This is a genomic window from Diaphorobacter sp. HDW4B, from assembly GCF_011305535.1.
GTDB lineage: Bacteria > Pseudomonadota > Gammaproteobacteria > Burkholderiales > Burkholderiaceae_C > Diaphorobacter_A.
The window spans coordinates 4,845,204-4,866,821 of sequence record NZ_CP049905.1; the positions used below are offsets into that span (position 1 = coordinate 4,845,204).

Below are 21,618 nucleotides of genomic sequence, written 5' to 3' on the forward strand. Positions count from 1 at the left end.
GGGCCTCCGGGCAAAGTCTGGCTTTCATTCTTTTTAAGCGGGCATTCGACCTCAATCATTGCAATAAGGCATTCGTCGATAGCGGCCGCTTTCCCTAGAATGCCCGCATGTCCATGCATTTCGACCTAGTAGACCTGCGCCTGATGGTGCACATCGCCGAAGCCAACAGCATGACGCGTGGGGCGGAGCTGTCCTTCATCTCGCTGCCCGCCGCGAGCACGCGCATCAAGAATCTGGAGGAGAGCATCGGTACCAAGCTGCTGTACCGCACCAGTCAGGGCGTGACGCTGACGCCGCCTGGCCAGGCCTTTGTGACGCATGCGCGCATGGTGCTCGGGCAGATCGAGCATCTGCGCGGCGACATGCAGGAGTACGCGAGCGGCATCAAGGGCCATGTGCGGGTGTTTGCCAACACCACGTCGCTGGGTGAGTTTCTGCCCGACGTGCTGCGCCTGTATCTGCGGCGCAACCCGGATGTGAACATCGACCTGCGCGAGCGGCTGTCGCACGACATCGTGCGCGCGGTGACGGAAGGGCAGACCGACATCGGCATCGTCGCCGGGCTGGTGCGAACGGAGAATCTGGAAACTCTGCCATATCGACGCGACCGGCTGGTTCTGGTGGTGCCGCGCGGCCATGCGCTGGATGGGCAGACACAGGTGGATTTTGCGGACACGCTGGAGCTGGACCATGTGGGTCTGCACGAGTCGAGCGCAATCCATGCGTTCTTGCGTCAGGCGAGTGATCAACTGCACCGGCCGATCAAGCAGCGCATTCAGGTGGGCAACTTCGAGACGGCGTGCCGGATGATCGAGTCGGGGGTGGGGGTGGGGATACTTCCGGAATCGGCTGCCAGCCGCCATGCGCAGGCCATGGGGATCACGATTGTGCCGTTGTCGGATGCGTGGTCGGTGCGGGAGATGCAGATTTGCGTGCGCAGCATGGAAGCCTTACCGTCCTTCGCCCGCGAGCTGGTAGAGCTTCTCGTCGAAGATGCGCAGGGTAAGCTGAAGACTGATTGATCTTTTGTTTTTGTTTGCCAACTACGAAGCCTTTGCGGCTTCGATTGGCTAGGGCCTGTTCACGTTACCGAAGCAACTCAAAGATCAAAGCCAGCGAGACAAACGCGGCATACATTGCATCCAACTTGTCGTAGCGGGTAAAAACTCGCCGATAGGCCTTGATCCGCCGAAATAACCGTTCAACTTCATTGCGTTGGCGATATTTTTGCTTATCTAGTGGCGAGGGATTCTTGCGTCGTGGATGCGCAGGGACAACCGGGATAAGGTTTCGATCCTCAGCTGCTGCACGCAAGTCATCGCTGTCATAGGCGCTATCCATGAGCAAATACACAGCTGAATCTTGCGCGTCAATCGCCTCGACGAGTTTGCGGCCTTCCGGGCTGTCCCCGGCTTGTCCGGGCGTCAAACTCCAGATCAATGCATCCTTGCAACTGGCTGCGACCATGTGAATCTTGCAGCTCCATCCACCTCGACTCTTGCCTATGGCTTGTGGTCCGTTTTTTTCTGAGCCCCGCAGCCATCAGGGTGAACTTTGACGATGGTGGAGTCCAGGCTCAACGCTTGAACAGCCCACTGGCTAAGTGCCTGTTGCTGCAGATGGTTAAGAACTTCGGCAAGTACGCCGCTATGGGCCCAGCGATACAGCCGCATGTACACGGTGTGCCAGGGCCCGAATCTGCGTGGCAAGGCTCGCCATTTGCACCCGTTGCTGGCCATGTAGGCCAAAGCATTAAGGAACCTGTAGTGGCTGATCAACTTGCTGCCGCGAGGCTTGGGCAGCAGGTGACGGATACGTTTGAACTGAGAGCGGGTGATGTGCATGCAGGCGAGCGATTCTCGCTGCTCTGACATGCACTCAACTATTTAGGTGAACAGGCCATAGTCGTTTGGGGGCGGCGATACGGGGCCTGATCCTTCGTTGTGCCTTCTTGCCGTACGGGAGTACTGTCTGCGTCGGCACGCCTCGTCTCAGGCCCCGTCTCGCCGTTGTGGCTGTGGGTTCAAGCGGCGGCTTGCGCTTCGCAGGCTCGCTGTTTTGGACATCCGGGCAGTCTGGAGATCGGCTTATGTCAGGGCAATGTTCCTTTTTCCCTGATCATGTTTCTGGCGATGATGATTTGTTGAATCTGGGTCGTGCCCTCATACAGTCTGAACAGGCGCACGTCGCGGTAGAAGCGTTCGATGCCGAACTCGGTCAGGTAGCCTGATCCGCCCAGAATCTGCACGGCGCGGTCTGCTACGCGGCCGGACATTTCGGTGGCGAACATCTTGGCGCAGGAGGCTTCGGTGGAGACGTTCTTGCCTTCATCGCGGCGGCGGGCGGCGTCGATCACCATGCATTCGGCGGCGTAGAGTTCGGCCTGGCTGTCGGCGAGCATGGCTTGCACCAGTTGGAACTCGGCAATCGGCTGGCCGAACTGTTTGCGCTCGAGCGCGTAGTTCAAGGCATCGCGAAGAATGCGCTTGGAGACGCCCACCGCGACTGCGGCGATGTGGATGCGGCCTTTGTCGAGCACCTTCATCGCGGTCTTGAAGCCCCGGCCTTCCTTCAGTCCGATGAGATTGGCCGCGGGCACGCGCACGTTGTCGAAGAACACATCGCAAGTGTGCGCTCCGCGCTGGCCCATTTTCACGTCGTTCTTGCCGAAGCTGATGCCGGGTGATTTGGCGTCGCAGATGAAGGCCGACACTCCCCCCGAGCCCTTGTTGGACGGATCGGTGCGCGCCATCAGCGTGAACACGCCCGCATGCGGGGCGTTGGTGATGAAGCGCTTGTTGCCGTTGACGATGTAGTCGTCGCCATCGCGGATGGCGGTGGTTTTGAGTGATGCCGCATCCGATCCCGCCTCGGGCTCGGTGAGTGCGAAAGAGGCCATGATTTCGCCGGTGGCGAGTTTGGGCAACCATTGCTCTTGCTGCTCGGGCGTGCCATCCATCAGAATGCCTTGCGAGCCGATGCCCACCGTGGTGCCGATCACTGAGCGGAACGCGGGCGAGGTCTGGCACAGCTCGAAGAGCACGCGCACTTCTTCTTCCATGGTGAGTTCGAGACCGCCAAAGCGCTCGGGAATCGTCATGCCGAACAGGCCCAGCTCGCGCATTTCCTGCACGATGGCTTCGGGGATTTCGTCGGTTTCGGCAACGATGTTTTCGGCAGGCACGAGGCGCTCGCGCACAAAGCGGCGCACGCTGTCGAGCAAGGCCACCAGAATTTCTTCGTCTCGGATCATCTTGGTTGTGTCTCCTTCCTGCGTTGCTCGATCACAGCGCGTTCGACGTGCCGAGAATCGCCGTGGACTGGCTCGACAAGGTGCCGCCATTGCCGTGGCAGACCGCCGTGTCGTGCTTGGCGAGCTGCCGCTGACCGGCCTCGCCACGCAACTGGCGCACGGCCTCGATCAGCGTGAAGATGCCGTACATGCCCGGATGCACGCAGGACAGACCGCCGCCGTTGGTGTTCACCGCCAGTCGGCCACCGGGCGCAATCGCGCCGTTCTGCACGAACGCGCCGCCTTCGCCTTTCTTGCAGAAGCCGAGGTCTTCGAGGAACAGGATGGTGTTGATGGTGAAGGCGTCATAGAGCTGCGCCATGTCCATGTCCTTGGCGCTCATGCCCGCCATGGCAAAGGCTTGCGGGCCGGATTGCGCGGCGGCGGTGGTGGTGAGGTCGGGCATGCACGAGATCTGGCGGTTCCAGATGGCCGTGGCGTTGCCGAGCACATAGACGGGCGGTTGCTTCAGATCTTTCGCTCGATCGGCGCGCGTGAGCACGATGGCTCCTGCGCCGTCGGTGACGAGGCAGCAATCGCGCACGGTGAGCGGGCTTGCGACAGTGCGCGATTTGAGCACTTCGTCGATGGTCAGCGGGTCGCGCATGAAGGCTTCGGGGTTCTGCTGCGCCCAGGCACGAGCGGCCACGGCGACTTCGGCGAGCTGCTCGCGCGTGGTTCCGAATTCATGCATGTGGCGCGCGGCGGCCAGTGCATACGCGGTGACGGGCAGCACCGGTTCGTAAGGGTGTTCGTAGGGCTGCGGGTCCATGAACCTGCGCGCGGCAATGCTTTCCTTGCGACCGAATGCAGCCGAGCGCTGGGCGCTGCCGTAGCAGATCAGCACAGCCTTGCACTGGCCCGCATCGAGCGCGCGAATCGCAGGCAAGAGGTGCGCGATGAAGCTGCTGCCGCCCACCATCGTGCCGTCCACATAGGTCGGGTTGATGCCCAGATGCTCGATTACCGGCATGGTCCACATGCCCGAGTTCACGCTGCAGGTGGCAAGGCCGTCGATATCCTGCATGGTCAGGCCCGCATCGGCAACGGCGGCGTGGGCCGCGCGCACCAGCAGTGTCATGTCGTCCATGCCGGGCGATTCGCCGCAGCCGTAGGTGGCGGCTCCGGCAATGGCGACGCGGCCGCGCAGGGCGCGATTGACCGTGGCGGCGTCGAGATGGGATTGCGGAATGCGTGCGTTCATGCTGCGGCTCCTTGCGCGGAAGCGGGGTGGAAGACCACCAGTCCGCGTCCTTCGCGCTGGGCGACACGCGCCTGCACGCGCTGGCCGATGAACACCGCTTCGGGCGCAACGTCTTCCACGCGGCTCATCATGCGAACGCCTTCATCCAGATCGACCAGCGCCACGTTGTAGTTGCCGCCAGCCTCGGGTTTGCGGGCGATGGTGCTGGTCGAATACACCGTACCCGCGCCGCTTGCGCGCACCCATTTGAGCGGGCTGGCTCCGCAGTGCGGGCAGAGTTCGCGCGGGGTGAACACATGCTGGCTGCATTGCGGACATTGTTGAATGCAGAAACGGCCCGCATCGAGCTCGGCCTGGTAATGCGTCTGTGCGCTCATTTGCATGGTGCTGCGTCTCCTGGTTGGCTTTTTGTTTCAATGATTTTTCGAGCATGCCTGCATCGCCATGGTGCAGCAATTCGGGAATCCGAAAGATGGTCTTCAGTGCATTCTGGCTTGCGGAATTTTCATGGCTTTGCACTTCGTATAAACCCGGCTTCACGGCCTTCTAAGCCATGCTTTCACAACCGTGCATAGGCGATAGCGCAGCGTGCGAACTAGCATCCGACCCGGCACCAGCCTTGGGCTTCAAGCATCTCAAGCATTCCAAGCGATGTGGGCTGGCTCTTGCATCCTCACACCAAAAGTTCACAGGAGACAAAAGAATGGGTTTCAGGTCTGCGCAATCTACGCGGCTTCCGCGATTCAATTCCCGATTCACACCAACGTGTCTGGCTGCCTGCATGGCCCTTGTTGGCGCAGCCCATGCGGCGGGTGTGTCCGACGATGTGGTGAAGATCGGCGTGCTCAGCGACATGAGCGGACTCTATGCCGACACGGCGGGTCGAGGCTCGGTGGAGTCCGCGCGCATGGCGATCCAGGACTTTGGCGGCACGGTGCTGGGCAAGAAGATCGAACTGGTCTTCGCCGACCACCAGAACAAGGCCGACGTGGGGGCAACGGCCGCACGCACCTGGTTCGACCGTGATGGCGTGGACCTGATCATCAACCTGAACAACACGGCGGTGGCGGTGGCCATCAACAACTTGGCCCGCGAGCGCAACAAGATGGTGATGAACACGGGCGGCGCGTCCGATATTCTCACCAACGAGCACTGCGCGGCCACGGCGATCCACTACACCTACGACAGCTACGCCATGGGCAACAGTGCGGTGCGCGGCATCATGGCGCAGGGCAAGAAGGACTGGTTCATCCTTGGCGTGGACTACGCCTTCGGCAAGGCGATGACGGCCAATCTCACCGAGTTCGTGGGCGAGGGCGGCGGGCGCATCGTGGGCTCGACCTACCACCCGCTCAACGCCAGCGACTTCTCGTCCTACCTGCTGCAGGCGCAGTCGTCCAAGGCGTCGGTGATCGCGCTGGCGAACGCCACGGCGGACACGGTCAACACCGTCAAGGCGGCCAACGAATTCGGCATCACCAAGAAGCAGACCGTGGTGCCCACGCTCATGTTCATCAACGACATCCACGCGCTGGGGCTCAAGCAAGGGCAGGGCATGGTGTTCGCCACGGCCTTCTACTGGGACCGCACGCCCGAGTCGCGCACCTGGGCGCGGCGCTTTTTCGAGAAGATGAAGAAGATGCCTTCGATGGTGCACGCGGGGGACTATTCGGCCGTCACGCAATATCTCAGGGCCGTCAAGGCGGCGGGTACGGACGACGGACTTGCCGTGGCCAAGCAGCTCAAGTCCATGCCGCTCGATGATTTCTTCGCGCAGAACGGCAAGGTGCGCGAGGACGGCCGCATGGTGCACGACATGTACCTCGTGGAAGTGAAGAAGCCCGAGGAATCGCAGTATCCGTGGGACTACTACAAGGTGATCAAGACCATTCCGGGCGATCAGGCGTTCAAGCCGCTTGCCAAGAGCACCTGCAAGCTGGTGAAAGGTGCGTCATGAAGACCCGCGCTGCCGTATTGACCAAAACCGGCGCACCCGCACCCTATGCGCAAAGCAAGCCGCTGGAAATCTGGGAGGTGGAACTGGCGCCCCCCGGCCCCGGCGAGGTGCTGGTGCGTGTGGCCGCCGCGGGTGTGTGCCATTCCGATCTTTCCATCATCAACGGCGACCGTCCGCGCGCCACGCCCATCGTGCTGGGGCATGAGGCCTCTGGCGTGATCGAGGCGCTGGGCGAAGGCGTGAACGATCTGGAAATCGGCGACCATGTCGTGCTGCTGTTCGTGCCCGGTTGCGGCAACTGCCTGCCGTGCGCAGAGGGCAGACCCGTGCTGTGCGAGCCTGCAGCGCAGGCCGGTGTCGCGGGCACGTTGCTGTCCGGTGCCAAACGCATATCGAAAAATGGGGAGCCGATTTCGCACTTTGTCGGCGTGTCCGCCTTTGCCGAACATGCCGTGCTGTCACGGCGCGGCGTGCAGAAGATCGACAAGCGCATACCGCTGGAAATCGCGGCACTGTTCGGCTGCGCTGTGATGACGGGCGTTGGCGCAGTCGCCAACACGGCCAAGGTGCAGCCGGGCGAAAGCGTCGCCGTGGTGGGCTTGGGCGGCGTGGGTTTGTCCGGCGTGATGGGCGCGCTGGCGGCAGGTGCTTCGCGCGTCATCGCCCTCGATCTGAACGACGACAAACTTGCTCATGCCAAAGAGTTCGGTGCAACTGACACCTTCAACGCGGGCGATCCGGACGTCGTTCAGAAGGTGCGCGACCTGACCGGCGGCGGCGTCGATCATGCGTTCGAAATGGTGGGCGCAGCGCCCGCGCTGGAACTGGCTTATCGCGTCACGCGCAGAGGCGGCACCACCGTCACCGTCGGCCTGCCAGCCAACGCGCAGGCCATCAGCCTGCCGGTGTGGCACCTGGTGGCCGAAGAGCGCACGCTCAAAGGCAGCTACATGGGAAGCTGCGTGCCGCGTCGCGATGTGGCGCGCTATCTGTCGCTGTACGAAGCGGGACGTCTGCCGGTCGATCAACTGGTCACGGGCACGCTGACGCTCGACGAGATCAACGAGGGATTCGACCGCCTGGCGCGCGGTGAAGCCATTCGGCAGATCATCCGCATGGGCGCTTGAGCGCCGCCATTCGAGGGAATGCGCAAGCCAGCGTGGCTGCTGGCTTGCGGAGCGTGTTGGCGACATGGACAGCGATGACGCGGATTCAGCCCAGTTGACTGGAGCTTTCAGCCACGACCAGAGATTTGCGGGCTCACTAGAATGGCAACCGTTCTCGTGCTTGGCATCGCAATGAAATCTCTTCTCCAAAGCCTGTTTCGCATTGGCAGCGCTGTAGCCTTGGTCATCGTCGGCGTCATCGCTCTTGTCGCGGCGATGACGACCATGCCGGGGACTTCTCACCACGGCGCGTTGCCAGCACTCAGCGCCAAAGAGCAGGAATTGGCGTCAAGCTTGCGTGCGCATGTGACGGCCCTTGGCTCCGTTGAACACAACACCCAGCACTATGCAGCGCTGGAGGCCGCCTCCATGTACATCGAGGCCGAACTGATGGCTTCCGGATTCAAGGTGCGGCGTGAGGAATACGAGGTCGCTGGAAAAGTCGTGCGTAATCTGGAGGTCACCATTCCCAGCAAGCTGACGCCGGGGCGCAGCGCGGTGGTGGTCGGTGCGCACTACGACTCGGCGCAAGGCACTCCGGGTGCGAACGACAACGGCACTGGTACAGCTGCGGTACTGGAATTGGCGAAGAGCCTGAAAGACATTGGAGAAACGTCGAACTCGGACTTGATGCTGGTGCTCTACACCAATGAAGAGCCGCCGTACTTTCAAACGTCGCGCATGGGAAGCAGCGTTCACGCAAAAGGCCTGGTGTCCAGAAACGTCAAGGTCAAGGTCATGCTGTCGCTGGAGACGATGGGGTACTTTTCGGATGAACCCGGTTCTCAAAAGTACCCGTGGCCACTCAACCAGTTCTATCCGGATCGCGGAGATTTCATCGGCTTTGTAGCGACCACTGCCGATTGGCTGTTGGTTCGCCGGGTCGTTCAATCGTTTCGCGAACATGCCGCCTTTCCATCCGAAGGCATTGCCGCCCCCAGATTCGTGCCGGGAATCGATTTCTCGGACCACTCTGCCTACATCGACGAAGGAATCCCGGCGCTGATGGTGACGGACACCGCGCCATACCGATACCCGCACTACCACAAGAGTGGAGACACGCCCGACAAAGTCAACTTCGACAGGCTCGCGCTGGTGATCTCCGGTTTGAATGCTGTTGTGCGTGATCTGGTCGCTGAATAGACCATTCGCCAGAACGTCTGGCAATCAGCCTCACTCACTTGCTCTTGGCTTTGTCTTTCGACTTGGACTCTTTCGCCTTGGCTGGACCGGCGGCTGCGTAGTCATTGCAGGTGGTGATGATCTTGGACCAGGTGGAGGCCATGTGATCGTCGCGTTCCTTTTCGCTCAGGCCTTCGTATGGCTTGGTGTTCATCAGTGCACCAAGCTGCTCGACCGCCTTGTCGCGCACGGTGCTGGATTCGAGCCATTGGCCCACGTATTCCTTGCCTGCGGTCTTGTAGGCCAACTCTCGGTAGTCGACTGGTTTGGGAATGCCCGGCAGCGGCTTGTCGTCGTTGCCTTGGGTGTACATGTGCAGCAGCAGCGCGTGGGAATTGCAGAGGATCATCGAGTCGGCGAATTCGCGTTGCTGTGCGGACATTTCAGCGAGAGCAGGGGCGGTCGATGCGACGAGCAAAAGCGATGCGGCAATGGTGCGAAGAGGTGTTTTCATGAGGCAGGAGAGTGAGGTTCGTTGCGGCACTCCGGGAAGCGGGAGTGCTGGATCAGTCTTTTATAACCCATTGCAATGCCACCCTTGCCAGGCAGGACTTGGGCACGCGGCGTGTCGCTCTGCCCGTCAGCTTGCGGTGATTCCGGCTGCCTTGATCACCTTGGCCCATTTGTCGATTTCCGAGCGCAGGCGTTTCTTCATTTGCTCTTGCGTTCCGGGATCGGCCTCGGCACCGGCTTCCAGCAGCTTCTGGCGGACGGCGGGGTCGTTCATCACGGCGTTGAGATCGTGGTTGAGCTTTTCCTGAATCGGCTTCGGCGTCTTGGCCGGGGCGAAGAAGGCGGCCCATGAATACGCCTCGTAGCCGGGCAGGCCCGACTCGGCAATGGATGGCACATCCGGGCGCATGGCGGAGCGCGTGGGGTTGGCCACGCCCAGCACCTTCACGCGGTTCGCCTTGATCTGCGGAAGCGCGGTGGGCGCGTCGGCGAACATGATCTGCACTTGCCCGCCAAGCAGATCGGTCATCGCGGGTGCGCTGCCTTTGTAGGGCACATGCTGCAGCTTGGTTCCGGCCAGCATGTTGAAGAGTTCACCCGCCAGATGCGTGCCGCCGCCGTTGCCTGCAGAGCCGAAACTGAGCGGCGTGGTGCCCGACTTGGTAAGCGCGATCAGCTCCTTCACGTTGTTGACGGGCAGCGATGGATGCACGACCAGGAACACGGGAAACAGCGCGCCGAAGGTGATCGGGACAAAGTCCTTTTCGATGTCGTAGGGCAGCTTGTCCATCAGCGTGTGATTGACCGAATGGTGTATCGCGCCGACGAACACGCTGTAGCCGTCCGCTGGTTCACGCGCCGCTGCGGCAGCGCCCACCACGCCGCCTGCGCCGGGGCGGTTGTCGACGACGGTGGGCACGCTCCACATTTCACCGAGTTTCTGGCTGCAGGTGCGGGCCGTGGTGTCCACCGGACCTGCGGGCGGGAAGGGCACGATGAACTTCACGGGCTTGCTCGGCCAGACATCGGCGGCCTGCGATGCCAGGGGCGCGCCCAGCAAAGGCAGCAGGCTGCAGCCCAGCAACTGGCGGCGGTTCAGGTCATGTGATTGCATGCTTGGGTTCCTTGCGTTCAGTCCACCACGATGCCTTGGGTCACGGTGGCCCACATCGCGCGTTCCTTGGTGGCGCGGTCGGCCAGTTTCTGGGGCTCGCCAGTCCATTCGTCGTAGCCCAGTTCCTTCAGGCGTTTGGACAGATCGGGCTGTTTGAGTGCCGCGTTCACCGCCTTGTTGAGCTTGGCGGTCAGCTCGGACGACATGCCCTTGGGGCCGTAGATGCCGTACCAGCCACCCACGTCAAAGCCCTTGAGCCCTTCGATGCCCGATTCGGCCACGGTCGGTACATCGGGCAGCAGCGCGTTGCGTTGTGGTGAGGTAACGGCGATGGCGCGCACTTTCTTGCTCGCAATGAAACCGCTGGCCGTGCTGATGATGTCCATCATCATGCTGATCTGGCCGCCGATCACATCGGTCATAGCGGGCGCGTTGCCTTTGTAGGGAATGTGGTTGAGCTCCACACCGCTGCGCTTGGCGAGCAGCAGCATTCCCAGGTGATTCGATCCGCCCACGCCTGCCGAGCCATAGCTCAGCGTGCCGGGATGCGTCTTGGCGTAGTCCACCAGTTCCTTCGCGGTCTTGAACGGCTGGTCGTTGTTCACCACCAGCACGTTGTAGTAGCTGAGCACGGGCGACACGGGTGTCAGATCCTTGGCCGGGTCGAACGGCATCTTGCTCATCACGTTCGGGCTGATGGTGACCGTGGGGCTGGCGGCAAACCAGAGCAGCAGGCCGTCGGGCTTGCCGCGTGCCACTTCGGATGCAGCCACGGTGGCGTTCGCGCCCGGCTTGTTTTCGACGATGACGGTTGCGCCCAGTTCCTTGGACAAGGCAGCGCCGACCAGCCGCGCGCCCTGGTCCACGGGGCCGCCTGCGGCGTAGCCCACCAGCAGGCGCACGGACTGCGCTTCTTGCGCGGATGTCGGCAGGGCTGACGCGGTCAGCGCGGCCAGTGCGAGCGTGTGAAGCGCCAATCGACGGGTGCTGGATGGCATGGGCTTTTCTCCGGTGTTGTTGTAGGTGGGCTGAGTGCACTTGCGGGACTGCAGCGTTCGCATGGTGCGATCTCCGGCGCGCGCTGGGAATCTGCTTTTGCAGAAGTCGGGGTTCACACGCTCTTGGAGAGGGTTTGCCCCGATGAGCGCTCGCTTACTTGGCTGCCTTGTCCCAGTCGAACAGCGGCGGCTGCTTGTCGCGAAAGCGCTGTACCGCCTGCTGGTGGTATTCGGAGCCACGGCACAGGGTCTGGGCGTAGGCTTCGAGTTCGGACATGGCGCGCGCATCGAGTTCGAACGCCTGATTCATGATGGTCTTGGCCATGCCGATGGCGGCCGTGGAGGCATCGCGGAATCGTGCCGCCAGCGCCTGCGCCTCGGTTTGCAGCGCAGCGCCATCTTCGACAATTTCGTAGACGATGCCCAGCGCCTTGGCTTCGTTTGCCTCGACGGTGCGGGCGGTGAACACCAGCTCCTTGGCGCGTTGCTGGCCGACGATGCGCGGCAGCAGTTGCATCGCGCCCAGATCGGGCACCAGACCGATGCGCCCGAACACGGCGCAGAATTTGGCGCGCTGGGTTGCCAGAATGAAATCGGCCGCCAGCGCCAGGCTGAAGCCCGCGCCAAAGGCCGGTCCATCCACGGCAGCGATGACGGGCTTTTGCAGATTGACCAGCTCCGGAAACCACTGGTGCAGCGTGCGGATGCGCTCGCGCCATGGCAGGCCCGATTCGCTCGATTGCACCATCTGGATCACGTCGCCGCCCGAACAGAATGAGCCGCCCGCACCGGTGATGATGACGGCCTTGACGCTGTCGTCGTCGCGCATCTGCACGATGGCTGCCGCGATGCCTTTGCGCATGTCCTGATTGAGCGCGTTGCGCGACTCGGGCCGGTTGAGCGTGATGCGGCCTATGCCGTCCTTCACTTCGGTCAGCACGGCGGGCGGGTTGATGGGCGGGATGGTGGTGCTCATTGTTTTTTGTCTCCTTGGATGGTCTGGACGCGCGGTTCAAATCGACTCAACTCAACTCGGCAAAACCGTGGCTCAGCACCACCTTGTCGCGCTCGGGGATGCGCGCGCGCAATTGCAATTGGTTGGGCTGCCCCGGCACTCGCCAGATTTCGGTGACCAGCGTTTCGCCCGGATAGACCGGCGCGGTGAAACGGATGTCCAGCGCCTTCAGGCGCGCGGGATCGTTGGCGCAGCATTGCCGCAAAATTGCCCGCGTCACCAGTCCGTAGCTCGCAAGCCCGTGGAGGATGGGGCGATCAAATCCGGCCTGACGGGCGACTGCTGGCTCGGCGTGCAGCGGGTTGTAGTCGCCCATCAACCGATAGAGCAGTGCGGATTCGGGGCGCGTGATCTGGATGTCGGTGAAGTCCGGCGCGCGGTCGGCGGGCGTGGCAGGCAGTGGCGGCAGCGGATCGTCACTTGGCTGTCCGCCCGGCTGCTGGCTGTAGCCGCCATCACCGCGCAGAAACGACACGCTCTGCACCGTGGCCAGCAGCTCGCCCTGCGTGGTTTCGATCACGCGTTCGGATACGAGGATCGCACCCTTGTCCGCACCCTTGTCGGTGATGTGCGTGACGCGCGTGGTGCCCACCACCTCGGCGCTGGCGGGCAGCGGGCGATGGATGCGCATGCGCTGCTCGCCATGAAGGAGCTTGACCCAGTCGATGCCGGTATCCGACTCGCGTGCCCAGAAGCCCGGATAGCCCAGCACCACCGCGAGCGACGGCAGCGCGCGCAGGCCGCCCGGCGCGCCTTCGTAGACAAAGGGCAGGGCGCTTTCATCGACGGGATCGTTGCCGAGACCGAGGCTCAGCGCATACAGCATGGTGTCGCGCTCGGTGTAGTGCTGGCGTTGGGGCAGAAAGTGACGTTGCTTGAGATGTGGGTAGCTGATCGCCATGTCGCTCACCTTCCTCGCTTCAGATCGGGTCCCAACTGAACACCTCGCCCGAGCGTTCTAGTCCGAAGAAAGACGCTTTGAGCGCGGGCATGCCGTGCTCGGCAATGCTTTGCGGCGTCCAGCCTTCGCTGCGGTGAATACCGCGCACCGGGCGTGGCTGGCTCATCAAAAAGATTTCGTTGTTGCGCACGGCAAAGACCTGCGCGTTCACGTCGCTTGCTGCGTCGGACAGCAGATAGACCGCGAGCGGTGCGATCTTGTTGGGCGTCATCTGCTGGATCTTGGCGACGCGCGCTTGCTGCTCGGGCGTGTCGGTGGGGATGGAGCCGATCATGCGGCTCCAGGCGAATGGTGCGATGCAGTTGGAGCGCACGTTGAACTTCTGCATGTCGAGCGCAATGCTCTTGGACAGGGCTGTGAGCGCGATCTTGGCGGCGCTGTAGTTGGCCTGGCCGAAGTTGCCGATCAGGCCGGAGGTGGAGGTCATGTGCACGAACGCGCCGCTTTCCTGTTCCTTGAAATGCGTGGCAGCGGCGCGGCTCATGTAGTAGCTGCCGTAGAGGTGTACCTTGATCACGGCGTCCCATTCGTCGAGGCTCATCTTGTGGAAAAAGCGGTCACGCAGAATACCTGCGTTGTTGACCACGCCGTCGATCTTGCCGAACGAATCGACCGCACATTCGATGATGCGCGCGGCGCTGGCGGCCTCCGACACGCTGTCGGTGTTGGCCACCGCCTCGCCGCCTGCGGCTTTGATCTCGGCGACCACCTTGTGCGCGGGGCCGTCGTCCGTGCCTTCGCCGTTCGTCGAAGTGCCGATGTCGTTGACCACCACCTTCGCGCCCTCGGCGGCCAAGGCCAGCGCCATGTCGCGCCCGATGCCACCGCCGGAGCCAGTGACCACCACCACTTTGCCGTCCATCATCTTCTGTGCCATTGCTGTCTTCCTTGGGTCTCTTGAAATGTGGAGTCCAAGCATGCGCGATAAGCCCGCGCGCGGCCATTTGCAAATCGGAAGGTTCGGGTTTTCCCCGCTGAAAGCAGATCGGCGGAACGGCTGTCTTTGTGCGCGAAAATGGCACGCTCAGATTCAGAATGTGAAAGGCAAGCCGTGGCAGAGAGCGTCGATTGTGTGGTGATAGGGGCGGGCGTGGTCGGCCTCGCGGTGGCGCGGGCGCTGGCCTTGCAGGGGCGCGAGGTGCTGGTGCTGGAAGCGGCCAATGCCATCGGCACCGAAACCTCGTCGCGCAACAGCGAGGTGATTCATGCGGGCATCTACTACCCGCAAGGCTCGCTCAAGGCGCAGCTTTGCGTGCGCGGCAAGGAACTGCTGTACGCCTATTGCGAAGAGCGTGGCATCGCGCATCGACGCTGCGGCAAGCTGATCGTCGCCACCTCGGAAGAACAACGCGCCAAGCTGACCAGCATCGCCCAACACGCCGCCGCCAACGGCGTGAACGACATGCAATTGCTGAGCGCCGACGAGGCCAAAGCGCTGGAGCCCGCGCTGAACTGCGTGGCGGCGCTGCTGTCGCCCAGCACCGGCATTGTGGACAGCCACGGGCTGATGCTGTCGCTGCTGGGCGATGTCGAAAATCACAGCGGCGCGTTGGCTTTGCAGTCGCCGGTGGCGAATGCAGAGTGCCTGCCGGAAGGCATTCTGGTGCGAGCGGTGGATGGCACGGAACTGCTGGCCAGAACGGTCGTCAACGCTGCCGGTCTGCACGCGCCCGATCTGGCCCGCAAGTTTGCCGGACTGCCTGCAGAACATGTGCCGACCGCGTATTACGCCAAGGGCAATTACTTCACGCTTGGCAGCAAGGCCCCGTTCACGCACCTGATCTATCCCGTGCCGGAAGCGGCAGGGCTGGGCGTTCATTTGACGCTCGATCTGGGCGGTCAGGCCAAGTTCGGCCCCGATGTGGAATGGGTGGATGGCCCGGACCAACTGGTCGTTGATCCCGCACGTTGCGAGGGTTTCTACGGCGAGGTGCGCAAATACTGGCCGGAGCTGCCGGACGATTCGCTGTCGGCAGGTTACGCGGGCATTCGCCCCAAGATCAGCGAACCGGGCGAGCCCTCGGCCGACTTCGTGATCCAGGGGCCGCAGGTGCACGGCATTGCGGGGCTGGTGAACCTGTTTGGCATCGAATCACCGGGGCTGACCAGCTCGCTGGCGATTGGCGAGCATGTGGCGCAACTTCTGAAAGTTTGACACAACAACGTCCGATCAGCCGCTTGCTCGCCCCGCAGCGTGCTTTGGAATTAGTAGCATAAAGGCGCAGCGAAGGGCTAAGATGTGGTCTGGGCCTACAAGGTCAACCAAGGCTTGCGTTTATCTTTGATCCAATCGTCAACCATCAAGAAGAGGCTTTGAATATGAGTTCCGCATCCGAAAAAATCGCCGGCGCACAAGAAGATCTGGAAAAACTCGTGGGTGACCTGCGTGGTCTGCTTGCCAGCAAGGATCTGGACAGCGTTCCTGAAATCCGCCAACTGCGTCGTCGTCTGGACGACAGCATGAACAACGTGCGTGACTCCGCCGTGCGCGCTGCGCAGGAAGCCGCTTACCAAGCCAAGGAAGCTGCACGCGTTGCCAACAACTACGCGCACGACGAGCCTTGGCGCGTTGCCAGCGCCGCGCTGGCCGTGGGTGCGCTGGTGGGCTTTCTGTTGGCCCGCCGCTGATTCATCGGCAACTATCAACGTTTGAATCACTGCGTCGCAGCGGCCCACAAATGCATTGAATGGGCCGCTTCGATGCAGATCACATGACCACTGGAGAGAGGCAAGCAAAGGCATGAATCTGATTGCATTGCTCGGGCTGGAGGGGTTGTTCGCACGTTGGCGCGCCAACGTGATCGAGGGAGCCATTGCGGTCGAAGATCGGATGGAACTGGCCGGCATGGAATGGGCCGACCAGAAACGCCGTCTGGTGATGCTGGTGATTTTGGGCATTCTGATCGGTGGACTCACCGTGATCGCGCTCATCATGCTGTCGATCGCCATTCTTGTTTCTTACTGGGACACTCCCAAGCGTGAAACCGTCGGCTGGCTGCTGGCCGGTGGCTGGGGGCTGTTGTGGGTAGTCGTGTTGTTTGCGCTGGTGAACATCGCCAAGCGTGCAGGCAATGGCTTTGCGCTGACCCGGCGCGTGCTGGCGCAGGACTGGCAACAAGTCAAGGATCGCCTGTGATGAGCAACACCAAGCCACCCCTCAACACCCACGCTGCACGTTCAGCCACCTCGGCGGTCGAGCGCGAAATCACTGCGTCGATGGCCTCTCCGGCGCAATTGGCGGTGCTCAAGCGCATCGACGCTCAGCGCGACCGCATCCACGCGCGCCAACTCGCGATGCAGCAGGCGCGTGCCCTGCGAGCGAGCAATGCGGATCGTGTCGATGCCGACGCTCCACTGCCCGCCAGACTGCTGGCGTTTGCCAAGTTGCATCCCGTGGTGGCAGCCGCAGCCGTGGGCGCAGCGCTGTTTGCCGGACCTGCGCGACTGATGCGTATCGGTGGAGTCATTCTGCCCATCGTGATGAAGATGCGCAGCGGCAAGTAACTCCTCAGCTTTCCAAGAACCTGTTCAACATACAAAAGCCCATCGGCGTTGCGCGCGATGGGCTTTTTGGTGGGTGCGCAGTGCGCCCAATCAGCGCTTCATGTTCTTGATCGCCTGAGCGGCCTGGCCGACCAATTCCGGGCCTTTGTAGATCAGGCCGGTGTAGATCTGCACCACGTCCGCGCCCGCGCGGATCTTGCTCACGGCGTCTTGCGCGCTCATGATGCCGCCCACGCCGATGATCGGGTAGTTGCTGCCCAGTTGCGCACGCAGTTGCGAGATCACGCGGTTGCTGGCTTCGAGCACGGGTGCGCCGCTCAGGCCGCCGGTTTCTTCGCTGTGCTGCATGCCCTTGACGGCTTCGCGGCTGATGGTGGTGTTGGTGGCGATCACGCCGTCCATGCCTTGGCGCTGCAACGTGGCGGCGATCAGGCGGACTTGCGATTCGTCCAGATCGGGTGCGATCTTCACGAAGATCGGCACGCGGCGACCGTGCTGCGCAGCCAGCTTTTCGCGGCGCTCGGCAATCGCGGAGAGCAGGCCGTCCAGCGCTTCGTCGCTTTGCAGTTCACGCAGGTTCTTGGTGTTGGGCGAGCTGATGTTGACCGTCACGTAGTCGGCATGCGGATATACGCCTTCGAGGCAGATCAGGTAGTCGCTGGTCGCGTTCTCGATGGGCGTGGCGGCGTTCTTGCCGATGTTCAGGCCCAGCAGCATGGGCTTGCCCTGCGCGCGGGTCTGCGAGCGCTTGACGTTCTGGATGAAGGCTTCCAGACCTTCGTTGTTGAAGCCCAGACGGTTGATCAGCGCGTTGGCCTCGGGCAGACGGAACATGCGCGGCTTGGGGTTGCCCGGCTGGCCCTTGGGCGTGACGGTGCCCACTTCGACAAACCCGAAACCCATGGCGGCGAGGCCGTCGATCACGCGAGCGTTCTTGTCCAACCCGGCGGCCATGCCCACGCGATTCGGGAATTTCAACCCTGCGAGTTCAATGGGATCGCTCACCATCTGGTTGCACCAGGCCCAGGACAGAGGCGTGCGCTGGCCCTTGGCCAGCATGTCCATGGTGAATTCATGGGCCTTTTCCGGGTCCATGTTGAAGAGAATTGGGCGAGCGAAAGCGTAGGGTAGTAAAGACATTGGGATAATTCGAGGTTCAACTCGGATTTTCGCCCATGACGACAACAACCAACTCACTTTCTCAGGATCAACTCAAGACTTTGGTCGGCCAGGCCGCATTGCAATACGTCGTGAAGGGCGAGATCGTGGGCGTGGGCACGGGCTCCACGGTCAACAAGTTCATCGATGCACTCGCCACGATGAAAGACCAGATTCGCGGTGCGGTTTCCAGCTCGGTCGCCAGTACCGAGCGCCTGCAGGCCCTCGGCATTCCGGTTTTCGATGCCAACGAAGTCGAATCCTTGGCCGTCTACATCGACGGTGCCGACGAGATCGACGGCAAGGGTTACATGGTCAAGGGCGGCGGTGCCGCGCTGACACGTGAAAAGATCGTGGCCGCGCTCGCCAAGCAGTTTGTCTGTATCGCGGATGAGTCCAAGCTGGTCGACGTGCTCGGCCAGTTCCCGCTGCCGGTGGAAGTGATTCCGATGGCTGCTGCGCAGATCCAGCGCCGCTTCGTGGCCATGGGCGGCGAAGCCAGCATCCGCCAGAAGGACGGCAAGCCGCTGGTGACCGACAACGGTCAGCACATCATCGACGTGCGCGGTCTGAAGATTGCCGATCCGCTGGCATTCGAAAGCACCGTGAACCAGTGGCCCGGTGTGATCACCGTAGGTGTGTTCGCGCACCAGAAGGCCAGCGTGTGCCTGCTGGGCACCGCGTCGGGCGTGCGCACGATGACGTTCTGATTTTTCGTCAGACTGCTCAATGCAAAGCGGCTCGTCCTTGTAGGGCGAGCCGCTTTGTTTTGTGCCTGTATTTTTTAGAAGACGAGGCCGGTTGGATTCGTGGGCGTAGGGCCGGATGGAGTGGTCGGGTCGGCTGGCGCTGGGCGGGCGGCAGGGCTGGCCTGTGTCGCGGGTGCCTGCTGGACTTCCTTGGTTGCGGCAAGGGGCGTGGGCGCTGGGCGACGGTAACCGGGCGGTAGTTGCGAATTCTTGGGATAGCCCGCGGCATCCAGATATTGCGTCCAGAGCGGGTCCGAGAATCCATTCAACTGCTGGCCACCAATGGTGCCGAAGGGGATGTTGCTGTTGCCCTTGTTCATTGCCTTGAGGGCGTCGATGCTTTCGTTGTTCGACAGTGTGCGCTCGGTGAAGGGCACGCCGCGCTTGATCAACAAGTCACGCGCTTCGTCACAAGGAGCGCAGTCCTTGCCCGTGTAGATCGTGACGGGGAACTTGTTGACGGACTGCTGCAGAGCATAGGGCAGGGATGGGCCGGATGTGCTGGGGGTATCGGCATATTCGCCGGAAGACGCCCCCTTACGCTTCACAGTGGTCTTCGCATCATTGGCAGGCGGCTGGTCCGAAAACGTCACCTTGCCGTCCGGTCCCACGCTGCGATAGATCTGCTGGGCCTTGGCCTGCTCCATCGGCACAAACGCCGCAGCGCCCAACAAGGCAGCAGCGGCCATCACAGAGAACGTTCCGACTCGGCTCATTTCATCCCTCTTTGTCTTGAAAATGCGAACTCGCCGATCCGAAGATCAGCGAGTTGCGATCTTGACACGAAAAAAGCCGCGTTTCAATTTTCGATGCGGATCAGTTGGCCATGCCCTGGTGGCGCAGCAGCGCATCGAGCTGCGGTTCGCGGCCACGGAAGGCCTTGAACGATTCCATGGCAGGGCGCGAGCCCCCGGCTTCGAGAATGGTTTCGCGGTATTTGCGGCCCGTTTCGGGGTTGGGCGAGCCGTCGGGCAGCACCGTTTCCTCGAATGCGGCATAGGCGTCGGCGGACAGCACCTCGGCCCACTTGTAGCTGTAGTAGCCCGCCGCGTACCCACCCGCAAAGATATGGCTGAAGGTGTGCGACATGCGGTTGTAGATGGGCGAGGGCAGCACGGCCACTTCGGAGCGCACCTTCTGCAGCACGGGCATGACCGGTTCCTTGGGATCGTGCTCGGTGTGCAGCAGCATGTCGAACAGCGAGAACTCGATCTGGCGCAGTGTCTGCATGCCGGACTGGAAGTTCTTGGCGGCGATCATCTTGTCGTAGAGCGCGCGGGGCAGGGCCTCGCCGGTATCGACATGGGCGGTCATGTGCTTGAGCACATCCCATTCCCAGCAGAAGTTTTCCATGAACTGGCTTGGCAGTTCGACTGCATCCCACTCCACGCCGGAAATGCCCGAGACGTCGCGCTCGTTCACCTGCGTGAGCATGTGGTGCAGGCCGTGGCCGGTTTCGTGGAAGAGGGTGATCACGTCGTCATGCGTGAGCAACGCGGGCTTGCCTTCCACGCCTGCCGCGAAGTTGCAGACCAGATGCGCGATCGGCGTCTGCAGTTGGTGGGTGTCGGGGCGCAGCCAGCGGGTGCGCACATCGTCCATCCATGCACCGCCGCGCTTGCCCTTGCGAGCGGGTTGGTCGAGGTAGAACTGGCCGACCAGCACCGCGCCTTGCGGCGTCTGGCGTTCGATGCGGTAGAACTCTACGGCGGGGTTCCACACGGGCGCGGAATCCTTGTGAATCGAGACTTCGAACAGCGTCTCGACGATCTTGAACAAACCCGCGAGCACCTTGGGTGCCGGGAAATACTGCTTCACTTCCTGCTCGCTGAAGGAGTAGCGTGCCTCCTTGAGCTTTTCGGAGATGAAAGGCCAGTCCCATGGCTGAGGATCGGCGAGACCCAGATCGTTCTTCGCAAACGTGCGCAGATCGGCCACGTCCTTTTCGCCGTAGGGCTTGGCACGGTGGGCCAGATCGCGCAGAAAATCGATGACCTGCTTGGGCGAGTTCGCCATCTTGGGCACGACGGAGACTTCGCCGAAATTCTGGTAGCCGAGCAGCTCTGCCTCTTCCTTGCGCAGGGCAAGAATTTCCTGCATGTTGGCAGTGTTGTCGAACTTCTTGGCGTCGCCCTCGGCCTGGTCGGAGGCGCGCGTCACGTAGGCGTGATAGAGCTTCTCGCGCAGCGCACTGCTCTGGGCGAACTGCATCACCGGCAGGTAGCTGGGCAGCTTGAGCGTGAGCTTGTAGCCGGTCTTGCCATCGGCTTCGGCGGCGGCACGGGCAGCTTGCTGAATGTCTGCGGGCACGCCATCCAGCTCGTCGATCTGGGCGTAGTAGGCAAAGGCGTCGGTCGCGTCGAGTGCGTTTTCGCTGAACTTCTGGCTCAACTCGGCCTGACGTTCCTGAATCTTGGCAAAACGTTCCTTGGCCGCACCTTGCAGTTCCGCACCCGAGAGCACAAAGCCGCGCATGGCGTGATCCCACGCGGCGCGTTGTTCCTTGTTGAGCGAGGCGGGGGCGATGGCCTTGTACTTGGCGTAAAGGCGTTCGTCGGCACCCAGACGGGTCCAGAACTCCGTCACCTTGGGCAGCGCCTCGTTGTAGGCGGCGCGCAACTCCGGCGTGTCGGCCACGCTGTTGAGGTGGCTGATCGCCCCCCAGGCCGTGCCCAGCTTCTCGGTCGCCACATCCAGCACCGCCGAGATGTCGTTCCAGGCAGCGGGGAAGTCCGGCTTGGTGACGGTCTCCAGCGCCTCGTTGGCGCGGGTGATCAGCGTGTCGATGGCGGGCCCCACGTCGGACGGCTGAATGCGGTCGAACGGAGGGAGGTTGTAGTTCTCAAGAAGTGGATTGCTGCTCAT

At 62.2% G+C, this 21,618-nt stretch carries 23 protein-coding genes; 9 read left to right on the plus strand and 14 right to left on the minus strand.

The features are described 5' to 3' along the window. The first annotated feature begins 107 nt into the window (after positions 1–107). Positions 108–1,022 carry a LysR substrate-binding domain-containing protein gene (locus G7048_RS22155; RefSeq protein ID WP_166070212.1) on the plus strand — a complete coding sequence of 305 codons (915 nt, stop codon included), beginning with the start codon at positions 108–110 and terminating at the stop codon, positions 1,020–1,022. Positions 1,023–1,086: 64 nt separating this feature from the next. On the opposite strand, the gene G7048_RS28550 is transcribed toward G7048_RS22155, so the two are convergent. The 5 genes from G7048_RS28550 to G7048_RS22175 all read right to left on the minus strand — a co-directional run bounded on the left by G7048_RS28550 (position 1,087) and on the right by G7048_RS22175 (position 4,879). Next, positions 1,087–1,467: a transposase gene (locus tag G7048_RS28550; protein WP_240933074.1), complete on the minus strand. Its 381-nt coding sequence runs from the start codon at positions 1,465–1,467 to the stop codon at positions 1,087–1,089. A gap of 35 nt (positions 1,468–1,502) precedes the next feature. Then, a complete protein-coding gene (locus G7048_RS28555; protein WP_240933075.1) occupies positions 1,503–1,874 on the minus strand; it encodes a transposase in 372 nt (123 codons plus the stop codon). A 218-nt stretch (positions 1,875–2,092) separates the two neighbouring features. After that, complete coding sequence (locus tag G7048_RS22165) at positions 2,093–3,253, minus strand: acyl-CoA dehydrogenase family protein (RefSeq protein ID WP_166070213.1); 1,161 nt, start codon at positions 3,251–3,253, stop codon at positions 2,093–2,095. Positions 3,254–3,284: 31 nt separating this feature from the next. Continuing rightward, positions 3,285–4,496, minus strand: coding sequence for a thiolase (locus G7048_RS22170; protein ID WP_166070214.1), 1,212 nt, complete (start codon positions 4,494–4,496; stop codon positions 3,285–3,287). Further along, positions 4,493–4,879, minus strand: coding sequence for a Zn-ribbon domain-containing OB-fold protein (locus G7048_RS22175; protein WP_166070215.1), 387 nt, complete (start codon positions 4,877–4,879; stop codon positions 4,493–4,495). The genes G7048_RS22170 and G7048_RS22175 overlap by 4 nt, the downstream gene beginning before the upstream one ends. A 398-nt stretch (positions 4,880–5,277) precedes the next feature. On the opposite strand from G7048_RS22175, the gene G7048_RS22180 reads away from it, so the two are divergent. The 3 genes from G7048_RS22180 (at position 5,278) to G7048_RS22190 (ending at position 8,762) form a co-directional block, all read left to right on the plus strand. Continuing rightward, positions 5,278–6,453 (plus strand): ABC transporter substrate-binding protein, encoded by a 1,176-nt coding sequence (locus G7048_RS22180; protein WP_166070216.1) that lies wholly within the window; start codon positions 5,278–5,280, stop codon positions 6,451–6,453. Then, positions 6,450–7,580, plus strand: coding sequence for a zinc-dependent alcohol dehydrogenase family protein (locus G7048_RS22185; RefSeq protein ID WP_166070217.1), 1,131 nt, complete (start codon positions 6,450–6,452; stop codon positions 7,578–7,580). The genes G7048_RS22180 and G7048_RS22185 overlap by 4 nt, the downstream gene beginning before the upstream one ends. Before the next feature lie 171 nt (positions 7,581–7,751). Continuing rightward, positions 7,752–8,762, plus strand: coding sequence for a M28 family peptidase (locus tag G7048_RS22190; protein WP_205750306.1), 1,011 nt, complete (start codon positions 7,752–7,754; stop codon positions 8,760–8,762). A 34-nt stretch (positions 8,763–8,796) separates the two neighbouring features. Here G7048_RS22190 and G7048_RS22195 read toward each other — a convergent pair whose 3' ends face one another. From G7048_RS22195 to G7048_RS22220, 6 genes are all read right to left on the minus strand, one after another. Next, positions 8,797–9,255: a hypothetical protein gene (locus G7048_RS22195; RefSeq protein WP_166070218.1), complete on the minus strand. Its 459-nt coding sequence runs from the start codon at positions 9,253–9,255 to the stop codon at positions 8,797–8,799. 126 nt (positions 9,256–9,381) lie between these two features. Then, on the minus strand, positions 9,382–10,368 hold the full coding sequence (locus tag G7048_RS22200; protein ID WP_166070219.1) for a tripartite tricarboxylate transporter substrate binding protein: 987 nt from the start codon (positions 10,366–10,368) through the stop codon (positions 9,382–9,384). 17 nt (positions 10,369–10,385) lie between these two features. Next, positions 10,386–11,366, minus strand: coding sequence for a tripartite tricarboxylate transporter substrate binding protein (locus G7048_RS22205; RefSeq protein ID WP_166071124.1), 981 nt, complete (start codon positions 11,364–11,366; stop codon positions 10,386–10,388). A gap of 154 nt (positions 11,367–11,520) precedes the next feature. Then, positions 11,521–12,342 (minus strand): enoyl-CoA hydratase/isomerase family protein, encoded by an 822-nt coding sequence (locus tag G7048_RS22210; protein ID WP_371747584.1) that lies wholly within the window; start codon positions 12,340–12,342, stop codon positions 11,521–11,523. 46 nt (positions 12,343–12,388) lie between these two features. Next, a complete protein-coding gene (locus G7048_RS22215; RefSeq protein WP_166070220.1) occupies positions 12,389–13,282 on the minus strand; it encodes a MaoC/PaaZ C-terminal domain-containing protein in 894 nt (297 codons plus the stop codon). Positions 13,283–13,301: 19 nt separating this feature from the next. Further along, positions 13,302–14,219, minus strand: a complete 918-nt coding sequence (locus G7048_RS22220) for an SDR family NAD(P)-dependent oxidoreductase (protein ID WP_166070222.1) — start codon at positions 14,217–14,219, stop codon at positions 13,302–13,304. A 174-nt stretch (positions 14,220–14,393) separates the two neighbouring features. Here G7048_RS22220 and G7048_RS22225 point away from each other — a divergent pair, with 174 nt between their 5' ends. From G7048_RS22225 to G7048_RS22240, 4 genes are all read left to right on the plus strand, one after another. Next, a complete protein-coding gene (locus G7048_RS22225; protein ID WP_166070223.1) occupies positions 14,394–15,497 on the plus strand; it encodes an NAD(P)/FAD-dependent oxidoreductase in 1,104 nt (367 codons plus the stop codon). Between the two features lie 164 nt (positions 15,498–15,661). Beyond that, the gene (locus G7048_RS22230) at positions 15,662–15,970 is read left to right on the plus strand and encodes a YqjD family protein (RefSeq protein ID WP_166070224.1); all 309 of its coding nucleotides are present in this window, start codon (positions 15,662–15,664) and stop codon (positions 15,968–15,970) included. Positions 15,971–16,082: 112 nt separating this feature from the next. Further along, the gene (locus tag G7048_RS22235; protein ID WP_166070225.1) at positions 16,083–16,478 is read left to right on the plus strand and encodes a phage holin family protein; all 396 of its coding nucleotides are present in this window, start codon (positions 16,083–16,085) and stop codon (positions 16,476–16,478) included. After that, positions 16,478–16,846 (plus strand): hypothetical protein, encoded by a 369-nt coding sequence (locus tag G7048_RS22240; protein ID WP_240933076.1) that lies wholly within the window; start codon positions 16,478–16,480, stop codon positions 16,844–16,846. The genes G7048_RS22235 and G7048_RS22240 overlap by 1 nt, the downstream gene beginning before the upstream one ends. 90 nt (positions 16,847–16,936) lie before the next feature. Here the strand turns inward: G7048_RS22240 and G7048_RS22245 are convergent, their stop codons facing one another. Beyond that, positions 16,937–17,986, minus strand: a complete 1,050-nt coding sequence (locus tag G7048_RS22245; RefSeq protein WP_166070226.1) for a quinone-dependent dihydroorotate dehydrogenase — start codon at positions 17,984–17,986, stop codon at positions 16,937–16,939. Positions 17,987–18,021: 35 nt separating this feature from the next. Here G7048_RS22245 and rpiA point away from each other — a divergent pair, with 35 nt between their 5' ends. Beyond that, positions 18,022–18,714 carry a ribose-5-phosphate isomerase RpiA gene (gene rpiA, locus G7048_RS22250; RefSeq protein ID WP_166070227.1) on the plus strand — a complete coding sequence of 231 codons (693 nt, stop codon included), beginning with the start codon at positions 18,022–18,024 and terminating at the stop codon, positions 18,712–18,714. A 74-nt stretch (positions 18,715–18,788) separates the two neighbouring features. On the opposite strand, the gene G7048_RS22255 is transcribed toward rpiA, so the two are convergent. After that, the gene (locus G7048_RS22255) at positions 18,789–19,469 is read right to left on the minus strand and encodes a glutaredoxin family protein (protein WP_166070228.1); all 681 of its coding nucleotides are present in this window, start codon (positions 19,467–19,469) and stop codon (positions 18,789–18,791) included. A 100-nt stretch (positions 19,470–19,569) separates the two neighbouring features. Continuing rightward, a complete protein-coding gene (locus G7048_RS22260) occupies positions 19,570–21,618 on the minus strand; it encodes a M3 family metallopeptidase (RefSeq protein WP_166070229.1) in 2,049 nt (682 codons plus the stop codon).